The organism is Sphingobacterium multivorum (genome assembly GCF_039511225.1).
Lineage (GTDB): Bacteria > Bacteroidota > Bacteroidia > Sphingobacteriales > Sphingobacteriaceae > Sphingobacterium.
The window spans coordinates 641447-659259 of record NZ_CP154261.1 but is presented as its reverse complement, the minus strand read 5'-3'; the positions used below and the strand labels follow the sequence as shown (position 1 = coordinate 659259).

General features: G+C 39.0%; 18 protein-coding genes. 11 read left to right on the top strand and 7 right to left on the bottom strand.

Annotated elements, in window-relative coordinates; translation table 11 throughout:
- Positions 1-275 precede the first annotated feature (275 nt).
- Positions 276-539, top strand: a complete 264-nt coding sequence (locus AAH582_RS02685; protein WP_046674987.1) for a hypothetical protein — start codon at positions 276-278, stop codon at positions 537-539.
- Positions 540-582: 43 nt separating this feature from the next.
- On the opposite strand, the gene AAH582_RS02680 is transcribed toward AAH582_RS02685, so the two are convergent.
- On the bottom strand, positions 583-2625 hold the full coding sequence (locus tag AAH582_RS02680; RefSeq protein ID WP_343321158.1) for a S9 family peptidase: 2043 nt from the start codon (positions 2623-2625) through the stop codon (positions 583-585).
- A 368-nt stretch (positions 2626-2993) separates the two neighbouring features.
- Between AAH582_RS02680 and AAH582_RS02675 the strand changes: the two genes are divergently transcribed.
- From AAH582_RS02675 to AAH582_RS02650, 6 genes are all read left to right on the top strand, one after another.
- A complete protein-coding gene (locus tag AAH582_RS02675) occupies positions 2994-4619 on the top strand; it encodes a S8 family serine peptidase (protein WP_343321157.1) in 1626 nt (541 codons plus the stop codon).
- 80 nt (positions 4620-4699) lie between these two features.
- Complete coding sequence (locus AAH582_RS02670; protein WP_139144906.1) at positions 4700-4891, top strand: hypothetical protein; 192 nt, start codon at positions 4700-4702, stop codon at positions 4889-4891.
- A 167-nt stretch (positions 4892-5058) separates the two neighbouring features.
- Entirely contained in the window at positions 5059-5736 is a 678-nt protein-coding gene (gene nth, locus AAH582_RS02665; RefSeq protein WP_046674985.1) for an endonuclease III, read from the top strand.
- A gap of 67 nt (positions 5737-5803) precedes the next feature.
- Positions 5804-6829: a recombinase RecA gene (gene recA / locus AAH582_RS02660; protein ID WP_046674918.1), complete on the top strand. Its 1026-nt coding sequence runs from the start codon at positions 5804-5806 to the stop codon at positions 6827-6829.
- 191 nt (positions 6830-7020) lie between these two features.
- Positions 7021-7788 carry an endonuclease/exonuclease/phosphatase family protein gene (locus tag AAH582_RS02655; protein ID WP_343321156.1) on the top strand — a complete coding sequence of 256 codons (768 nt, stop codon included), beginning with the start codon at positions 7021-7023 and terminating at the stop codon, positions 7786-7788.
- 19 nt (positions 7789-7807) lie between these two features.
- Complete coding sequence (locus AAH582_RS02650; RefSeq protein ID WP_343321155.1) at positions 7808-8989, top strand: metallophosphoesterase family protein; 1182 nt, start codon at positions 7808-7810, stop codon at positions 8987-8989.
- A 57-nt stretch (positions 8990-9046) separates the two neighbouring features.
- Here AAH582_RS02650 and pruA read toward each other — a convergent pair whose 3' ends face one another.
- The 6 genes from pruA to AAH582_RS02620 form a co-directional block, all read right to left on the bottom strand.
- On the bottom strand, positions 9047-10684 hold the full coding sequence (gene pruA / locus AAH582_RS02645) for an L-glutamate gamma-semialdehyde dehydrogenase (protein ID WP_343321154.1): 1638 nt from the start codon (positions 10682-10684) through the stop codon (positions 9047-9049).
- A gap of 168 nt (positions 10685-10852) precedes the next feature.
- The gene (gene msrA / locus AAH582_RS02640; protein WP_343321153.1) at positions 10853-11506 is read right to left on the bottom strand and encodes a peptide-methionine (S)-S-oxide reductase MsrA; all 654 of its coding nucleotides are present in this window, start codon (positions 11504-11506) and stop codon (positions 10853-10855) included.
- A gap of 150 nt (positions 11507-11656) precedes the next feature.
- Positions 11657-12265, bottom strand: a complete 609-nt coding sequence (locus AAH582_RS02635) for a superoxide dismutase (protein ID WP_070561962.1) — start codon at positions 12263-12265, stop codon at positions 11657-11659.
- A gap of 100 nt (positions 12266-12365) precedes the next feature.
- Complete coding sequence (locus AAH582_RS02630; RefSeq protein ID WP_343321152.1) at positions 12366-12833, bottom strand: nucleoside deaminase; 468 nt, start codon at positions 12831-12833, stop codon at positions 12366-12368.
- A 9-nt stretch (positions 12834-12842) separates the two neighbouring features.
- A complete protein-coding gene (locus AAH582_RS02625) occupies positions 12843-13184 on the bottom strand; it encodes a tRNA-binding protein (RefSeq protein WP_046674912.1) in 342 nt (113 codons plus the stop codon).
- Positions 13181-13390: a hypothetical protein gene (locus AAH582_RS02620; RefSeq protein WP_046674911.1), complete on the bottom strand. Its 210-nt coding sequence runs from the start codon at positions 13388-13390 to the stop codon at positions 13181-13183. The genes AAH582_RS02625 and AAH582_RS02620 overlap by 4 nt, the downstream gene beginning before the upstream one ends.
- 87 nt (positions 13391-13477) lie before the next feature.
- Between AAH582_RS02620 and AAH582_RS02615 the strand changes: the two genes are divergently transcribed.
- From AAH582_RS02615 to AAH582_RS02600, 4 genes are all read left to right on the top strand, one after another.
- The gene (locus AAH582_RS02615) at positions 13478-14074 is read left to right on the top strand and encodes a porin family protein (RefSeq protein WP_046674910.1); all 597 of its coding nucleotides are present in this window, start codon (positions 13478-13480) and stop codon (positions 14072-14074) included.
- Between the two features lie 171 nt (positions 14075-14245).
- Positions 14246-15016: a succinate dehydrogenase cytochrome b subunit gene (locus tag AAH582_RS02610; protein ID WP_046674909.1), complete on the top strand. Its 771-nt coding sequence runs from the start codon at positions 14246-14248 to the stop codon at positions 15014-15016.
- A gap of 57 nt (positions 15017-15073) precedes the next feature.
- Positions 15074-17008, top strand: a complete 1935-nt coding sequence (locus AAH582_RS02605) for a fumarate reductase/succinate dehydrogenase flavoprotein subunit (protein ID WP_046674908.1) — start codon at positions 15074-15076, stop codon at positions 17006-17008.
- A gap of 14 nt (positions 17009-17022) precedes the next feature.
- Positions 17023-17796, top strand: coding sequence for a succinate dehydrogenase/fumarate reductase iron-sulfur subunit (locus AAH582_RS02600; RefSeq protein ID WP_197084076.1), 774 nt, complete (start codon positions 17023-17025; stop codon positions 17794-17796).
- Positions 17797-17813 lie beyond the last annotated feature (17 nt).

The window sequence follows — 17813 nt, the reverse complement described above, 5'->3', positions numbered from 1 at the left end:
TAAAAATATTTTTTTCTTTTCCACAATATTCTCATTGATTTTTTGCAAAAATTAAAAATTTACAATCCGCCGTCATAACCGCCCTGTAAGCTTCATTTTCAAGCAATTAATCCACAACAACTCCGCAATAGACCGCCCTCATTAGCGATATTAATTTGACAATAAAACGGATAAAGGTTTACGGCTTTATCAATTGAAATTGTTGTTTTTTATATCGGTTCTTTATTTTTAGTCAAAAACGATACTTTTGTAAGGATCATTTAATGGAGAATAGTATGTCACCGAGTTTAATATTCTATCTTATTTTTGCTGTCCCTTACATTATCTTTATGTATTGGCTCGTCAAACAGGACAAACATAAATATGCCTGGGGAATAGCAATCATTACTATTGTTGCCCTATTAGCGATCTACGTATCGCAGAAAGCCAGTAAAGTGGCCATGGACAATTATCAACAGCATCAGATCGACTCGAGAGAGATCGAGCGGGAAGAGCGTTTACAGAAACAGCAGGATAGCATTAATCATGCTCAACAATAAAAAAGCGGCGAATGCCGCTTTTTTATTGTTCGTTTGTATAATTTCAAATAAGACCTTCTAATTTAAAGAGAAAAGCATATTCCAATGCAATTTCCTTTAAGTAGTCAAATCGACCAGAAGCCCCACCGTGGCCATAATCCATATCTGTCTTTAAAAGTAAAACCGTATCTCCGGTTTTAGTTGCTCTAAGTTTAGCCACCCATTTTGCTGGTTCAAAATACTGCACCTGACTGTCGTGAAGCCCAGTTGTGACCAATAAATTGGGGTATTCTTTTGCTTCAATGTTTTCATATGGAGAATAGGCCTTCATATAACTATAAGCTTCCTTTTCATTGGGATTGCCCCATTCATCATATTCATTTGTAGTCAACGGTATAGTATCGTCCAACATCGTATTCACAACATCCACAAACGGTACCTGAGCTATTATCCCATGATATTGCTCAGGTGCAATATTAGCGACTACGCCCATCAGCAAACCTCCGGCACTTCCCCCCTGTGCATAAAGGTGTTCGGATGTACAATATTGTCGATCAATCAGGTATTTACCACAATCCACAAAATCATAAAAGGTATTCATCTTATGCATCATTTTCCCATCTTCATACCACTGCCGCCCCATTTCCTCTCCACCTCTGATATGTGCCAAGGCGTAGATAAATCCCCGATCCAACAAACTGAGCCGATTGCTCGAAAAAGTGGGGTCCATCGATGCCCCGTAAGATCCATAGGCATATTGCAACAATGGAGCTGAACCATCAAGTTTGGTTCCTTTTTTATAAACAATAGAGATCGGCACCTGAATACCATCTCTTGCCGTTGCAAAAACACGCTCGCTGATATATGCGGCTTGGTCATATCCACCCAAAATCTCCTGTTGCTTTAACAATACTTTTTCCTGCTTAGCCATGTCATATTCATAGACTGAGCTTGGTGTCACTAAAGAAGTATAGCCATATCGCAACTTATCGCTATTGTATTCAACATTAATACCCGGATATACCGTGTAGGTAACTTCTCCAAAATCCAAATAATGCTGTTGCTGACTATTTAAATTATAAATTGCCAATTGGGTCAATCCGTTTTTTCGTTCAGCAATCGCTAGAAAATCCTTAAACTCTTCAATATCGCTGACCAATACATCCGGTCGATGATCGATGAATGTCTGCCAGTTACTGCGCTCTGTACGATCTAAGGGACATTGCATGATTTGGAAATTGATGGCCTCATCATTGGTCAGAATTAAAAAGCGATCGTCCAATGCAATGACCGAATAGAGAACATTGTGTATCCTTGGCTGAAAAACGCGAAATTCCGACTGCGGTAAATCAGCATTCAATATCCAAATTTCTGAAGACAATGTCCCTTCAGAATTGATGATGATATATTTTCCATTTTTGGATTTCCCGACAGCAATATAATTTGTATTATCTTTCTCTTCATACACGGTCACATCCGCTTTTGTATCGCTGCCCAATGTATGTCGCATAATCCTCTCGCTAAGTAAAGTTACAGGATTTTTAGCCGTATAAAACAACGTCAGGTTATCATTTCCCCATATCGCTGCCCCCTCTGTATTCTTTATCTGGTCGGGATAAATTTCTCCGGTCTCAATATTTTTGATAAATATGGTATATTCCCTCCGGGATACGGTATCCACACTAAAGGCAAGCAAACGATTATCCGGACTAACCGAAAATCCCTTTGCCGTATAATATACATGCCCTTGGGCAAGCTGATCTACATCCAACAGCACTTCTTCTTCGCCCTCAAGCGTACCCTTTTTCCGACAGAATTTAAAATACTGTTTCCCCTCTTCCGTACGGCTATAATAGTAGTAGCCATTTTTGAAATAAGGTACCGACTCGTCTTTTTCCTTAATACGGGACTTCAATTCGTGAAAAAGATCCTCCTGTAGGTCTACTGTATCCTGAAGCATCAAACTGGTGTAATCGTTTTCCTCTTCCAGATAGTCAATAACTTCTTGCGCTTTTTTTCCTTTTTTAAAGTAATCAATCATCCAGTAATAATCATCTCGCACAGCATCATCATGTATATTTCTTACATGAGGGTAAACTGCTGCCATTGGGGCCATTACATTAGGCCAAACTATTTTTTTATTTTGTTGCATTCGCTTTCTTATTCGCTATTTAATATAAACGCTTTCTCATTCTGCTATCCGGACCATCCCATAAAACAGGAGCCTCCTAGAAAGATTTGAATTTAAGATATTTCGTCAACAGTTTAATAAGAGATATGGATTATAACTACTTTTAATAAAAATTAACAGTTCAGAAGAAGCATTAGCATTATCTTTGCTATTCTGCTATAGTTAGGAATAAATGAATAGGCACGCTCTTGAAAAAAATTTAAAACACACAGGAGAGAATAACCGGATGGAATGCGTTCATGGCAATCATTGAAAGCAGACACTTCATTAAGAATTATTTACATATGAATTTAAAAAAATCACTATATCTAATTGCTTTAGGCTCATTGCCACTTATCTCTTTCGGACAATCGGATACCATTCCAGCAAATTGGTTTAATTTGGATTATAAAACGGATGGGGTGATGGGAATCAGTACCGAAAAAACGTATAAAACTTTATTGAAAGGGAGAAAATCCACTCCAGTCATCGTTGGCGTATTGGATGGAGGTGTGGATGTTTATCACGAGGATCTCAAAGATGTCGTGTGGATCAATGTGAAGGATAGTCTTGCAAATGGTATAGATAATGATGGCAATGGCTATATCAATGATAAATATGGCTGGAACTTTATTGGAAACGCCAATGGAGAAGATGTTCAGTTCGACAACCTTGAACTGACAAGACAGCTTAGGATACTGGACGAAAAGTTTGCAAACATCACAGCGGCAACAGAACTCAATGACGCTGGTCGAAAAGCTTTCGCTAGTTATCAAAAAATGCTTGCCAAATATAAAAACAAGCTAGAAGAAGCTAAGATGGGTCAATTTTCGTACGATGCGCTCAAACGCAACATAGACGCTGTGGTACGTGAAATAGGTAAAAAGCCCGAGGATATCACACAGGAGGACATAGACAATTTCAAAGCGACCACAAATACCCAACGCATCGCACTAGGCTATGCAAAGGATGAAATCCACAACGGCGGCTTTGCCAAATTTTTTGATGATATCACCGAAGGTGCAAAATATTTCAACAATCAAGTTGATTATCATTTAAACAAAGCATACGATTCTCGACCTATTGTTGGCGATAATTATGAAGATGCTTCAGAGCGCCATTATGGCAACGCGGACGTAAAGGGGCCAGATGCATTACATGGCAGCCATGTCGCAGGAATTATCGGTGCAAAACGCAATAATAATATCGGTATCAATGGAGTAGCGGATAACGTTAAAATACTCACGGTTAGACTCGTCCCTGATGGTGATGAGCGTGACAAGGACGTCGCAAATGCTATTCGCTACGCTGCAGACAACGGAGCCAAAGTACTGAACATGAGCTTTGGGAAAAGTTATGCCCATAATAAGCAGGCCGTAGACGATGCCATCAGATATGCTGAATCCAAAGATGTATTGATGGTTCATGCTGCAGGAAATGACAGTGAAGATAACGATATAGAACCTAATTTTCCAATGAAGTATTATACGGATGGAAAAGGTGATACCACCGGAGTTGCCAATGCATGGATCACCGTAGGCGCAACCGGTCTTCATTTGGACAATGAACTATTAGCCGATTTTTCCAATTATGGTAAAAAAACGGTCGATGTTTTTGCTCCTGGCGTCCACATCAACTCAACGGTACCAGGTTCCAAGTATAAAGAAGAACAGGGCACGAGTATGGCTGCGCCCGTTGTCGCTGGTCTGGCGGCAATGATTCGATCTTATTATCCCAATTTGAGCGCGGTGGAAACCAAACAGATTATTATGGAATCGGTAGAAAAGCCGAACCAACTGGTACAGATAAAGGTTGGTGAAGATGCCACCAAAACAGTTCGGTTAGCGGACATCTCGGTCACCGGAGGAATTGTCAATGCCTATAACGCCATTATAAAAGCAGAAGAATATACCAACAAAAAGAAAAAATAAATATTTTCTCGTTTTTTATACCAAAACTATCTTTTGTCCGTTTAATTATTTAACTTACAGAGACAAAACAACAGATGCTTATGGTAGAAAACTTTACCCAATCAGAAAACGAAGTTCAAAATTTGCTAACCCAAAACGAGAAGGTAATGACAGACGAGGACATAGAAAATGAATTGAAACTTCAATTACCAAAAATGTTGCTTCATCCAAGCAAAAGAAGTGTAGAGAATATCCTGGCATATTCGAAACAACTGGAAAAAAGAAAGGCCTAATCTTCCAGATTAGGCCTTATTTTTTAACCTTAATATCGTCTTGATTTATCTATGATCCAAAACTGTTGAGACTTGCCTTCTATTTTGCACATTAAAATCAGAGTATTCACCATGTAGTAGGTTTCAAAATTTCTTTTTTGATGGAAATTTTGGCTAGTTTTGAACCGATGTTAAAACAAGAACGATACAAGGCTTTCGTAGATTATTTCTCCAAAAATAGTCCTGACGCACAGACAGAACTCAACTATAGTAATCCGTTTGAATTACTGGTCGCTGTTATTTTATCTGCACAATGTACAGATAAAAGGATCAACCAAGTCACGCCCAAATTGTTTGAACGCTACCCCGATGCACACAGTTTGGCAGCTTCTAGTGTAGACGAGGTGTTTAGCTATATACGATCCGTAAGCTATCCAAATAACAAGGCCAAACACCTTGTTGGAATGGCTCAACTACTGATTGAAAAGTTCAACAACATTGTACCCGAAAAAATTGAGGATCTTGTGAAACTTCCGGGTGTAGGTCGAAAAACTGCTAATGTCATTTCCTCTGTTGTTTATCATAATCCGGCGATGGCCGTAGATACCCATGTTTTCCGTGTTGCAAATCGTCTTGGGCTAACCTATCGTGCGACAACGCCATTGGCTGTAGAAAAACAGTTGGTAAAAAATCTACCCAAAGATACAATTGCCATTGCTCATCATTGGCTGATCTTACACGGACGTTACATATGTCTGGCCCGAAAACCAATGTGTGAGAAATGTCCGATCACTTATATGTGCAAATACTTTGAAAAAAATCACCATATAAAAAGTGTTTCAGCTATATCAGAAACAAAAAACTAATTTTTTTAGTGAAAATATTTGGTTTATGATTTTTAATTTTTAATTTTGAGAAATATATACTAAAAATATGAGCAACACAGATAAACTAAAAGCTTTACAGCTGACGTTAGATAAATTGGAAAAGAACTTTGGAAAAGGTTCAATTATGAAGTTAGGGGATACTGCTGTTGAGCCGATCGAAGCTATTTCGACAGGATCTCTAGGCTTGGATATCGCCTTAGGCATTGGCGGTGTACCAAAGGGCCGTATCATTGAAATATACGGACCTGAATCTTCAGGTAAAACTACCTTAGCAACTCACATTGTTGCAGAGGCACAAAAAAAAGGCGGTATTGCAGCAATCATTGATGCTGAGCATGCTTTTGATAAATATTACGCTCAAAAATTAGGCGTAGATGTAGAAAATTTATTGATTTCTCAACCAGATAATGGTGAGCAAGGTTTAGAAATTGCTGATAACCTAATCCGTTCTGGTGCAATCGACGTTATTGTCATTGACTCCGTTGCGGCTTTGGTACCAAAAGGCGAGATCGAAGGCGAAATGGGCGATTCTAAAATGGGGCTTCAAGCTCGTTTGATGTCTCAGGCTTTACGTAAGTTAACAGGTACAATTTCAAAAACAAACTGTTGTTGTATTTTCATCAACCAATTGCGTGAAAAAATTGGTGTCATGTTTGGTAACCCAGAAACAACAACTGGTGGTAATGCCTTAAAATTCTACGCTTCTGTACGTTTAGATATCCGTCGTACATCACAAATCAAAGATTCTGATGAAGTATCGGGTAACCGCGTAAAAGTGAAGATTGTAAAAAATAAAGTAGCCCCTCCGTTCCGCATAGCGGAATTTGATATCATCTTTGGTGAAGGTATCTCTAAAGTAGGTGAAATTATTGATCTCGGTGTTGAATATGGTATTATCAAAAAAGCAGGCTCTTGGTTTAGCTATGGTGAGACCAAATTAGGACAAGGTCGAGATGCTGTTAAAGCCTTATTATTCGACAATCCCGATTTAATGGACGAACTTGAAGCTAAAATCCGCGCTGAAGTGACAGGAGAAGATCCAATGCTTAACATCGAAGAAAACGAAGACTAGTTGCTGTAAAAATTAGTATAATGTAGGTAGCCATCCTGTTTAGGATGGCTTTTTTTTTGCGAAAGTTCAAGTGCTTAGATGATTATTTTGTTACATGTCCAAAGTTTTCAATTTGTACTAATAGATTTTATTAATTTTAGCAAGGCGAACTAAAAACGTCTGAAATCCAAATGCTAAACTTAATATAAACAATGAATCGTAAACTAATTCTATTTCTTTTAATACTGCTAGGGCCAGTATTCCATCTACATGCACAAACGATACGCGTACTCTCCTTCAATATCCACCATGGAAACCCACCGACTGAAAAAGAATCTATTATTAACCTTGACACGATTGCCAAAATTATTAAAAATTCAAAAGCTGACCTCGTAGGGCTTCAGGAAATCGATGTTAATCTCGGTAGATCATATTTTGAAAATCAAGCCAAGAAATTAGCCGAATTAACAGGTATGCACTATATATTTTCCAAAGGAATAGACCTGGATAAAGGTGAATATGGCACCGCCATCTTATCAAAAAATCCAATTGAACGTGTCGAAAAACACGTTCTACCCTCCCCAGTGGAAAGCGAAACACGAAGTCTATCGGTAATCGAAGTCACACTACACAAAAGAAAACTCTTATTTGCTAATACACACCTTGACCTGAAAGACAAAAACAAAATCGAACAGGCAAAATTCATTACCAATCGTTTCAAAAACGAAAAGTTACCCACCATCCTTGTCGGTGATTTGAACTCCGAGCCCAATGATCCAGCGATTATTGAACTTAGCAAAATATTCACAAAAAGCAGTATTGCCAATGGATTTACGTTTCCTCAAGATAAACCCACTACTGAAATTGATTATATCATGATCAATAAAACTGTTGCCGCAAAGTTTTCTAACCATCGAATTCTGGACGAGAAATACGCTAGTGATCATCGTCCATTATATGTCGAGATAAATATTAAATAACTACTTGTGACCTTTAAATATGAATTTTAACAGAAGAAGATTTTTAGAAGTCCTGGCGCTGGCTGGGATTACATTACCGAATATAAGCGTCGCGCAAGAAAAAGAAGCAAATGAGGCAGAAGGCGAGTTCAGTTTTCTCGTACCTGCCTATCTACAGAATCAAACGGAAACAGGCGTCAGTATTTTTACAATTTTGAGCAAAGAGGCTTTTGCTTGGCTCGAGATTCTCGATAACGCGGGAAATGTCCATAAAAAAATCTACCAATCCGAAGATGGGATGATCAACGCCAATACTGACTTTTTTCATTTTACAATTGAGGACGCGCCGCGCTCATTTCGCTATCGCATCAAGGCGAAGGAAGTCCAAAAATTCGATCCTTATAAAATTGTGTACGGTCAAGAAATAGAAACCTCCATTTTCGAGGCTAAATTAGCCAATAGCAATCAGGAGCAGATTCGCTGTCTCATATACAACGATGTCCATGAGGAAAAAAGCAGTTACCGCGACCTTATCCCAAATCAGGATATCTCGCCTTACGATTTCTTTGTGATGAATGGAGACTCGTTTCATTATGTCACCAATCAGCAAGATATCACAGAGAAATTGCTAAAGCCAATTGAATTTTTTGCGACAAGCAAACCATTCATTATGAATCGAGGAAACCATGAGACAAGGGGATCTTTCGCACGTCATTTCAAAAGATACTTTGGTTATCCGGACAACAAGTATTACCAAGCCTTTAAAAGAGGACCTATTTTTTGGATCATGCTAGACAGTGGCGAAGACAAGCCTGACAATCATGAGGTATACGCCGGAACAGTTGATTACGATAACTACAGAAAAGAACAGACCCGATGGCTGGAACAGGTTCTCCAGTCCAAAGAAAGAAAACGTGCCCAACATACAGTTGTCATTAGCCATATTCCAATTTTTCATTCGGATGACTGGCACGGCACCTTGGATAACAGAGCATGTTTCCACCCCCTGTTTCAGAAATATAAAATTGATGCCATGATCTCTGGCCACACACATCAATATGGATACTATCCAGCAGATAAAGACCACAATTACCCTGTTTTTATAGGTGGTGGTCCAAAAGCAGGGAAAAGAACCATCATCGATGTAGCCGGGAACAACAAGTCATTGAATATTCGGATGACTAGAGACGACGGAACAGAATTGGGATTATTTAAAAAATAGAAAAGGCGCTTTATAAGCGCCTTTTTCTATTTTAACAAAGCTGTTATGCTAGCTTCTTTATTCTCCTTTTTCCAAGAAAGGATATCTATAATCTGTATCTGGATTAAATGTCTCTTTGATTGTACGTGGAGACACCCAACGAAGCAAATTGATCATTGATCCTGCTTTATCGTTTGTACCCGAACCTCTAGCACCACCAAACGGTTGTTGACCTACGACAGCACCTGTACACTTATCATTCACATAGAAGTTACCCGCAGCATGTCTCAATTTATCTGTTGCTAAATTAATGGCATAGCGATCTTGCGCAATGATTGATCCTGTCAAGGCGTAAATAGATGTTGTATCAACAATAGCTAACGTCTCCTCAAACTCAGCATCCTCGTAAACATATACGGTCAAGACGGGTCCGAACAATTCCTCAACCATAGTTTCGTAATCTGGTTTCGAAGCCTCAATGATTGTGGGATGAATGAAATATCCTTTAGATTTATCGTATGTACCACCAACTACAATTTCTGCTTCAGTAGATTCTTTAGCTCTGTCGATATACTTCGCTAATTTATCAAACGACTTCTCATCAATGACAGCATTGAAAAAGTTCGTGAAATCCTCTGTTCCGCCGATTGTAAAAGATTTTACGTCATTCGTCATAGATTCTTTCAATGCTGGCCACAATGATTTAGGAATATATGCACGTGAGGCAGCAGAACATTTTTGGCCTTGGTATTCAAAAGCGCCACGAACTAAAGCCGTATTCGCTACTTTTAAATCGGCCGAAGGATGTACAACGATAAAATCCTTACCACCTGTCTCACCAACAATACGTGGATATGTTTTATAACGGTGGATATTGTTACCGATCGTTTTCCAAATATCTTGGAATACTCCTGTTGAACCTGTGAAGTGGATACCAGCGAAATCTGGGTGTTGGAAAATCACATCACCTGCATCAGGACCTGAAACATACACCAAGTTGATTACACCATCCGGAAGACCAGCTTCACGGAAAATTTTCATCAATACATTTGCTGAATAGATTTGGGTATTGGATGGCTTCCATACAACAACATTACCCATCATTGCAACACACGACGGTAAATTACCCGCAATAGCTGTAAAATTGAATGGAGTCAATGCAAATACAAAACCTTCAAGAGGGCGTTGTTCTACACGGTTCCAAACACCTTTACCTGATATAGGAGGTTGTTGTTTATAGATTTCGCTCATGTACTGTACGTTGAAACGCAAGAAATCCACAATCTCACATGCCGAATCAATTTCTGCCTGATAGGGGTTCTTCGATTGCCCCAACATTGTAGCAGCATTCAACTCATAACGGTATTTTCCCGAAATCAATTCAGCAGCTTTTAGGAAAATCGCAGCACGATCCTCCCAAGTAAGATTTTCCCAATCTTTTTTTGCCGCCAAAGCTGCATTGATTGCATCTGTTACGTGAGATTTATCGCCTTGATTGTATTGACCTAAAATATGTTGGTGGTCATGTGGAGGAGCTAGGTTTACTTTTTTAGAAGTAGTGATTTCTTTACCACCAATATACATTGGGATATCGATTTGTTTCGAACGTGCCTCATCAATTGCTGCTTTCAACAATTTACGTTCTTTCGTTCCGACAGCGTAAGTGTACACTGGTTCATTGGTAGGAACAGGAACTGTAAAAAATCCTTTAGACATATTACAATTATTAATTATTCATCCAAAAAATGCTATTTATGAATCATAAAGCTATCAAGTTTGTTCATTCCATTATTTGTATGAGAAACCATGGTTTCAACTTGTTAGCATGATACTAAATAGCGTTAATAGAAGTAAAATTACCTCAAATTTTATGAATACCCAAAGTTACTGTCCCTCTTTGAGCACCTTGGAAAAGATACGTTTAAATTTTTCCAATTTCGGTTTAATCACCAATTGGCAGTATGGTTCTTTTCCATTTAATCTGTAATAATCTTGATGATAGTCCTCTGCAGGATAAAAGACTGTTGCCGGAACTACTTCGGTTACAATAGGTTTATTGAAAACATGCTCTTTTTCTAACGCCGAAAGATAATACTGCGTCTTGTCAAGCTGCTCTTTATTATGCACAAAAATAGCTGAGCGATATTGGGTGCCGACATCATTCCCCTGGCGATTGAGCTCTGTTGGATCATGTGCCACAAAAAAGGCCTCCAATAATTTGTCGTAGCTGATCACTTTTGGATCAAAAATAATATTGGTTGCTTCCGCATGCCCTGTACTCCCGGTACAAACCTGCGCATAACTTGGATTTGCTGCCCATCCGCCAGTATATCCTGAAACAACATGTATAACCCCCTTTAACTCTTTAAATTGTGCCTCAGTACACCAAAAACAACCTGCCGCAAATGTCGCTGTATCCAAACTTGCCGTATTTTTTGCTGGCAACTTCGAGAAATCAGTTTTTTCTGCCTGCTGCCCCTGTCCCTGGCAGGAGCCCAAAATAAAAAGTGCTGCTAATAGTATCAGAATATTTTTCATCAGTAGCGGGTATGATCGTGGAGTTAACTATTATACTGTAGTGTTCTACTATGGTCTTATAAACAAATACAACTGAGGTTTTGTTTATAAAATAGAAAAGCGACAATAAATTAGTATTGTCGCTTTTCTATGGTTTTATCAAATGTTCAATTATTTTGCTGCAGCATAGTTTTGTGCTACGGCATCCCAATTGATAACATTAAAAATTTCTTCTAAATACGCCGGACGCTTATTTTGGAATTTCAAGTAATAAGCGTGCTCCCAAACATCGATACCTAAAATAGGATTTCCTTTTACTTCAGCAACATCCATCAATGGATTGTCTTGATTTGGTGTAGAAGTTACGGCTAACTTACCGTCAGCACCAACGATTAACCAAGCCCATCCTGAGCCAAAACGAGTTGCACCAGCTGCTTGAAGTTGTTTTTTCAACTCATCAAATGAACCAAATGTCGCATTGATTGCTTCGGCTAATTCACCTGTTGGAGCACCGCCAGCATTTGGACCTAAAACTTTCCAAAACAAAGAGTGATTGTAATGTCCACCACCATTGTTACGTACTGCTGCAGAATATTTACTTACATTTTTAATGATATCCAATAACGATAAGTTCTCAGCGTCTGTACCTGCGATTGCTTTATTTAAGTTATCCACATATGCCTGATGGTGTCTGTCATGGTGGATTTCCATTGTAGTTTTGTCAATATGTGGTTCCAATGCGTCGGCTGCGTATGGTAACGCTTCTAATTCAAATGCCATATCTATTTTAATTTAAATGTTTATTACTTCGTTTATAATACAAATATAACACAATATACACGGTTATGTTTTTATGTGTTACAATAAATCCATTATTTCCTTACCGTTTTTGACGAAAAAATGATTTTACCAAATCAGCACATTCTTCCTGCAAAACACCATGTGTAATGACTGTTTTGGGATGTAATATTTTATCGTGAAAATGAGAATAGCCACGCTTTTCATCTTTGGCGCCATAGACTATTTTACCAATATGTGTCCAATAGGCCGCTCCGGCACACATAATACAAGGTTCTATGGTAACGTATAATGTACATTCATCCAGGTATTTGCCTCCAAGGTAATTAGCAGCTGCTGTAAAAGCCTGCATCTCAGCATGAGCTGTCACATCATTCAATCGCTGCGTCAAATTATGACCTTTCCCTATAACACGTCCTCGATAAACAATAACTGCTCCAATAGGTACCTCCCCCTCTTCGTATGCAACCTTAGCTTCGTTCAATGCCATACGCATGAACGACTCGTCACTATCGATGAGTTGTGTTCCTTCAAAATCTATAAATGTCATGGTACAAACTTAACTAAGTTTAGATCCATTTGGTAATTTTTTGTCGACGGATGTCAAAATAATATCGCCATTTTCGTCAGCGAATCCGGTCACAAGACACTCCGAAAAGAAATTAGCGATCTGCTTTTTGGGAAAGTTCACAACGGCGACCACCTGCTTTCCAATCAACTCTTCTTTGTTATAGTGTACTGTAATCTGGGCACTGCTTTGCAATACACCAATTTCATCTCCAAAATCAAGTCGCAATTGATAGGCTGGCTTTTTAGCTTTCGGAAAATCTTTTGCTTCCAAAATAGTTCCTACCCTTAAATCCACTTTCTCAAAATCGGTCCAACTAATGGCATCACTCATAATCGGTTGCTACTAATATCCTGAATCTCTTTACCTATCGTAAATAAAACATAGGAAGGCTTCCGTCCCAAACGAGAAGACAATCGATTAATCAATTTATCCTCCTCGCCAGCTTGAAAAGCTAAATCTTCATCACTTAAGTGGTTGTACTTGCGACGGAGTTTTTCTTTGGCTACTTGCCACTGTTCTTCGTTAATTTTCAACATAACTCAGATTTAGGTATAAAATTTGTATATCTTTACTGAACTGTAAAAGTTTGTTTAAAGATACAATATATACATAAATAAAAGATTATGAAAAAGATTTTACCAGCATTACTTTTGATTTGTGGTAGCGTAGCAACGGCACAGGCGCAGCTCTTGCCAGGTTTTGAGGTGGGTGTAAAAGGAGGTCTAAACTTCTCCAAACTTAAAAGCGATGGCAAATATTTCAATTCCGACACGAAAGCAGGCTACCAAGCAGGTCTTTATGGACGTGTTGGTGTATTGGGATTCCATATTCAACCCGAGGTGTACTTAACAGGTAAAAACACGACGGTGAAAGCGGAAAATGGCGAATCAACAGATGTTAAATTTACAACGGTAGATGTTCCGGTATTATTAGGCAAACGTTTTGGTTTAGGACCGATTGGAGCAAGGATTCAAACAGGTCCGATATTTTCATTTAAAGTAGATGACAAGCAAGATAAAGTCATTGACCAATTGAACCCAAATAACTATAAAAAAAGTGGCACAGCTTGGGCTTTTGGCGTAGGTGCTGACATTTCAAGCTTACGTGTCGATGTTAGATACGAAATGGGGTTAAACAAAGTCAACAATGAGAGTCAGGCAAATCCTAAAATCAACATGTGGAGTATTGGTTTGGGTTATAGATTATTCAGTATTCTATAGTTCCTTAAGCCTTGTTCATATACCGTTTAAAAGTCCGTTTTTATTCAAAACGGACTTTTTATTTCAATAAACTTTAGAACCGTTCTAAATTATTGCTTTTTCTTGTCAAAATGGTATCATATTTAATAGCAAATAGTAGATTTGCCTAATTCAAATTAAATTACAAGGATAATGAGTAAATCAAAGCCAGTTTTCAGTTCTTCGATTGGGAAGAAGCTAATCATGAGCTTAACAGGAATCTTCCTATGTTTATTCCTAGTTGTTCACTTGGTTGGTAACTTGCAATTATTTAAAGATGATGCGGGTCTAGCGTTCAACAAGTACGCCTATTTTATGACTCACTTTACACCAATCAAAGTTGTTTCTTACTTATTGTATGCTTCGGTAATTGTTCACGTCATCTACGCTATTACATTGTCGATGAAAAACAAGGCCGCTCGTCCTATTGGTTATGCCAAATATGATGGTCAAGCAAATAGTAAGTGGAATTCACGCAACATGGGTATCTTAGGTACTGTCATTTTAGTATTCTTAGCTACGCACATGTCTAATTTTTGGTGGAAGTTTCACAATGATGAAGTGCCTTACATCGAATACCGTACTGATTTGGCAACTGGACAAACTACAGCGAGAGAACTTCAAGCTTCTGAATTCCACGACTACCAAGAAACGGTAGAAAACAATGTTCAAATCTTAAAAGCAAGAGATTTGTACAAGCAAGTTGACTTTGCATTCAAAAATGTTGCATTGGTAGCTTTATATGTTATTGCGATGGCAGCTTTGGCATTCCACTTAATTCATGGTTTCCAATCTGCATTCCAAACTTTAGGTTTTAACCACAGAAGATATATTGGAATCATCAGAGCAATCGGTGTTTGGGTATTTGGGGTATTAATTCCAATTGGCTTTGCAATAATGCCATTGTTTTTCTTCTTTAAATAATTCAGAATCTTTTAAGAGAAAGCTCAGGCTTTCTCGATCAATATAAAATTAAGAGATATGTTAGATTCAAAAGTACCAGCGGGTCCATTAGCCCAAAAGTGGTCAAATCATAAATTTAATCTTAAGTTGGTTAACCCTGCTAACAAACGTAAATTTACCGTTATTGTTGTTGGTACAGGTCTTGCTGGTGCATCTGCAGCAGCGTCTTTAGCTGAATTAGGATATAATGTAATTACATTCTGTTATCAAGATTCACCTCGTCGCGCGCACTCTATTGCAGCACAAGGTGGTATCAATGCAGCAAAGAGCTACCAAAATGACGGTGACTCTGTTTTCCGTTTATTCTACGATACAATCAAAGGTGGTGACTACCGCTCACGTGAGGCAAACGTTTACCGTTTGGCTGAAGTATCTGTCAACATTATTGACCAATGTGTTGCTCAAGGTGTTCCTTTTGCGCGTGAATACGGAGGTCTATTAGACAACCGTTCTTTCGGTGGTGCACAAGTTAGCCGTACGTTCTATGCACGTGGTCAAACAGGACAACAATTGCTGTTGGGCGCTTATTCAGCGTTAAACCGTCAAATCAAAAAAGGAAAAGTAAAATCGTACACACGTCATGAGATGCTAGACCTAGTAATGATCGATGGTCATGCTAAAGGTATCGTAACTCGTGACCTGGTTTCAGGTAAAATCGAAACGCATGCTGCACATGCAGTATTAATGTGTACTGGTGGTTACGGTAACGTGTTCTTCTTGTCTACCAATGCAATGGGATGTAACGTTACAGCAGCTTGGAGAGCACACAAACGTGGTGCTTACTTCGCGAACCCTTGTTATACTCAAATTCACCCAACTTGTATCCCGGTAACAGGAGATCACCAGTCTAAGTTGACATTGATGTCAGAGTCTTTACGTAATGATGGTCGTGTATGGGTTCCTAAAACCCAAGAAATGGCTGAAAGATTACGTAAAGGAGAGATCAAAGCCAATGACATTAAGGAAGACGACAGAGACTATTTCTTGGAGCGTAAATACCCTTCATTCGGTAACTTGGTACCACGTGACGTGGCATCTCGTAATGCAAAAGAAGCTGTTGATGATGGTCGTGGTGTTGGTAAAACTGGTTTCGCGGTATTCTTGGATTTTAAAGAAGCTATCGGTCGTCTAGGTGAAGATGCTGTACGTGCTAAATACGGTAACTTATTTGACATGTACTACCAAATCACGGACGAGAACCCTTATAAACAACCAATGCGTATCTACCCAGCTGTTCACTACACAATGGGTGGTGTATGGGTTGATTACAACTTGATGACTACAATTCCTGGATTGTATGCATTGGGTGAGTGTAACTTCTCTGACCACGGTGCAAACCGCTTAGGTGCTTCGGCGTTGATGCAAGGTCTTGCCGATGGTTATTTCGTAATTCCTTACACTGTAGGTGATTACTTAGCTAAATTAGGTTCATTTGCGCCAGTAGATCATAGCCACCCAGCTTTCGAGTCTACACGTAAAGAAGTTGAAGAGAAAATCAACAAATTGTTGTCTTTAAATGGTACACAAACTGTTGATGATATCCACAAAAAATTAGGACTCATCATGTGGGAATATTGTGGTATGGCTCGTACAGCAGAAGGACTACAAAAGGCACAAGGTTTGATCCAAGAGTTGAAAAAAGAATTCTGGACAAACGTTAGAGTACTTGGAGAGAACGAAGAATTAAATCTTTCTTTAGAAAAAGCTGGTCGCGTGGCTGACTTCTTAGAATTGGGTGAGTTAATGGTTGTTGATGCATTGCAACGCGCTGAGTCTTGTGGTGGTCACTTCCGTTTGGAAAGCCAAACTGAAGAAGGTGAAGCAAAACGTAACGATGATGAATTCGCCTATGTATCTGCTTGGGAATACAAAGGAGACAATGTACCTGAGGAATTACACAAGGAAGACTTGGTATTCGAGAACGTTCAGTTAACACAAAGAAGTTATAAATAAGAAGGAAAATTATCATGGCACAACATATGAATTTAACGCTGAAAGTTTGGCGTCAAAAAAATGATAAAGATAAAGGTCAATTTGTAACTTATCAGGCAAACGATATCGCTGATGATATGTCTTTCTTAGAGATGCTTGATATTGTCAATGAAGAATTGACTCGTAAAGGAGAAGATCCTGTATATTTCGATCACGACTGTCGTGAAGGTATCTGCGGGATGTGTTCATTAGTCATCAACGGTCGCCCTCACGGTCCTAAAGAAGGTACTACAACATGTCAATTGCACATGCGTAGCTTCCACGATGGACAGACTATCGTGATCGAGCCCTGGAGAGCCGCTGCATTCCCCGTATTGAAAGACCTTGCAGTCGACCGTACTGCTTTTGATCGCATTCAACAGGCAGGAGGATATGTAAATATCAATACAGGCGGTGTTCCTGATGCAAACGTGATTCCCATTCCTAAACGTATTGCTGACGAAGCTTTCGAATCGGCAACATGTATCGGCTGTGGTGCTTGTGTTGCAGCATGTAAAAATGCTTCTGCAATGTTATTCGTATCTGCAAAGGTATCTCAATTTGCTCTGTTACCTCAAGGTCAAACTGAGCGTTACGAACGTGCTCAGGCAATGGTAGATCAAATGGATGCTGAAGGTTTCGGTAACTGTACCAACACGGGTGCTTGTGAAGCTGAATGTCCTGTAGGTATCAAGTTAACAAACATTGCTCGCTTAAATCGTGAGTACTTGACTGCTAAAATCTTCAGACAAGAAGAACCGCACGCTTAATAAGCAATTAAAATCCT

Excerpts from the sequence above, each read along its gene's own strand:
- AAH582_RS02625 (WP_046674912.1), bottom strand. The coding sequence starts at position 13,184 with ATGAGTGATGCCATTAGTTGGACCGATTTTGAGAAAGTGGATTTAAGG.
- AAH582_RS02685 (WP_046674987.1), top strand. The coding sequence starts at position 276 with ATGTCACCGAGTTTAATATTCTATCTTATTTTTGCTGTCCCTTACATT.
- AAH582_RS02630 (WP_343321152.1), bottom strand. The coding sequence starts at position 12,833 with ATGACATTTATAGATTTTGAAGGAACACAACTCATCGATAGTGACGAG.
- AAH582_RS02615 (WP_046674910.1), top strand. The coding sequence starts at position 13,478 with ATGAAAAAGATTTTACCAGCATTACTTTTGATTTGTGGTAGCGTAGCA.
- AAH582_RS02650 (WP_343321155.1), top strand. The coding sequence starts at position 7,808 with ATGAATTTTAACAGAAGAAGATTTTTAGAAGTCCTGGCGCTGGCTGGG.
- AAH582_RS02670 (WP_139144906.1), top strand. The coding sequence starts at position 4,700 with ATGGTAGAAAACTTTACCCAATCAGAAAACGAAGTTCAAAATTTGCTA.
- nth (WP_046674985.1), top strand. The coding sequence starts at position 5,059 with ATGTTAAAACAAGAACGATACAAGGCTTTCGTAGATTATTTCTCCAAA.
- recA (WP_046674918.1), top strand. The coding sequence starts at position 5,804 with ATGAGCAACACAGATAAACTAAAAGCTTTACAGCTGACGTTAGATAAA.
- AAH582_RS02675 (WP_343321157.1), top strand. The coding sequence starts at position 2,994 with ATGAATTTAAAAAAATCACTATATCTAATTGCTTTAGGCTCATTGCCA.
- AAH582_RS02605 (WP_046674908.1), top strand. The coding sequence starts at position 15,074 with ATGTTAGATTCAAAAGTACCAGCGGGTCCATTAGCCCAAAAGTGGTCA.
- pruA (WP_343321154.1), bottom strand. The coding sequence starts at position 10,684 with ATGTCTAAAGGATTTTTTACAGTTCCTGTTCCTACCAATGAACCAGTG.
- AAH582_RS02680 (WP_343321158.1), bottom strand. The coding sequence starts at position 2,625 with ATGGCAGCAGTTTACCCTCATGTAAGAAATATACATGATGATGCTGTG.
- AAH582_RS02600 (WP_197084076.1), top strand. The coding sequence starts at position 17,023 with ATGGCACAACATATGAATTTAACGCTGAAAGTTTGGCGTCAAAAAAAT.
- msrA (WP_343321153.1), bottom strand. The coding sequence starts at position 11,506 with ATGAAAAATATTCTGATACTATTAGCAGCACTTTTTATTTTGGGCTCC.
- AAH582_RS02610 (WP_046674909.1), top strand. The coding sequence starts at position 14,246 with ATGAGTAAATCAAAGCCAGTTTTCAGTTCTTCGATTGGGAAGAAGCTA.
- AAH582_RS02655 (WP_343321156.1), top strand. The coding sequence starts at position 7,021 with ATGAATCGTAAACTAATTCTATTTCTTTTAATACTGCTAGGGCCAGTA.
- AAH582_RS02620 (WP_046674911.1), bottom strand. The coding sequence starts at position 13,390 with ATGTTGAAAATTAACGAAGAACAGTGGCAAGTAGCCAAAGAAAAACTC.
- AAH582_RS02635 (WP_070561962.1), bottom strand. The coding sequence starts at position 12,265 with ATGGCATTTGAATTAGAAGCGTTACCATACGCAGCCGACGCATTGGAA.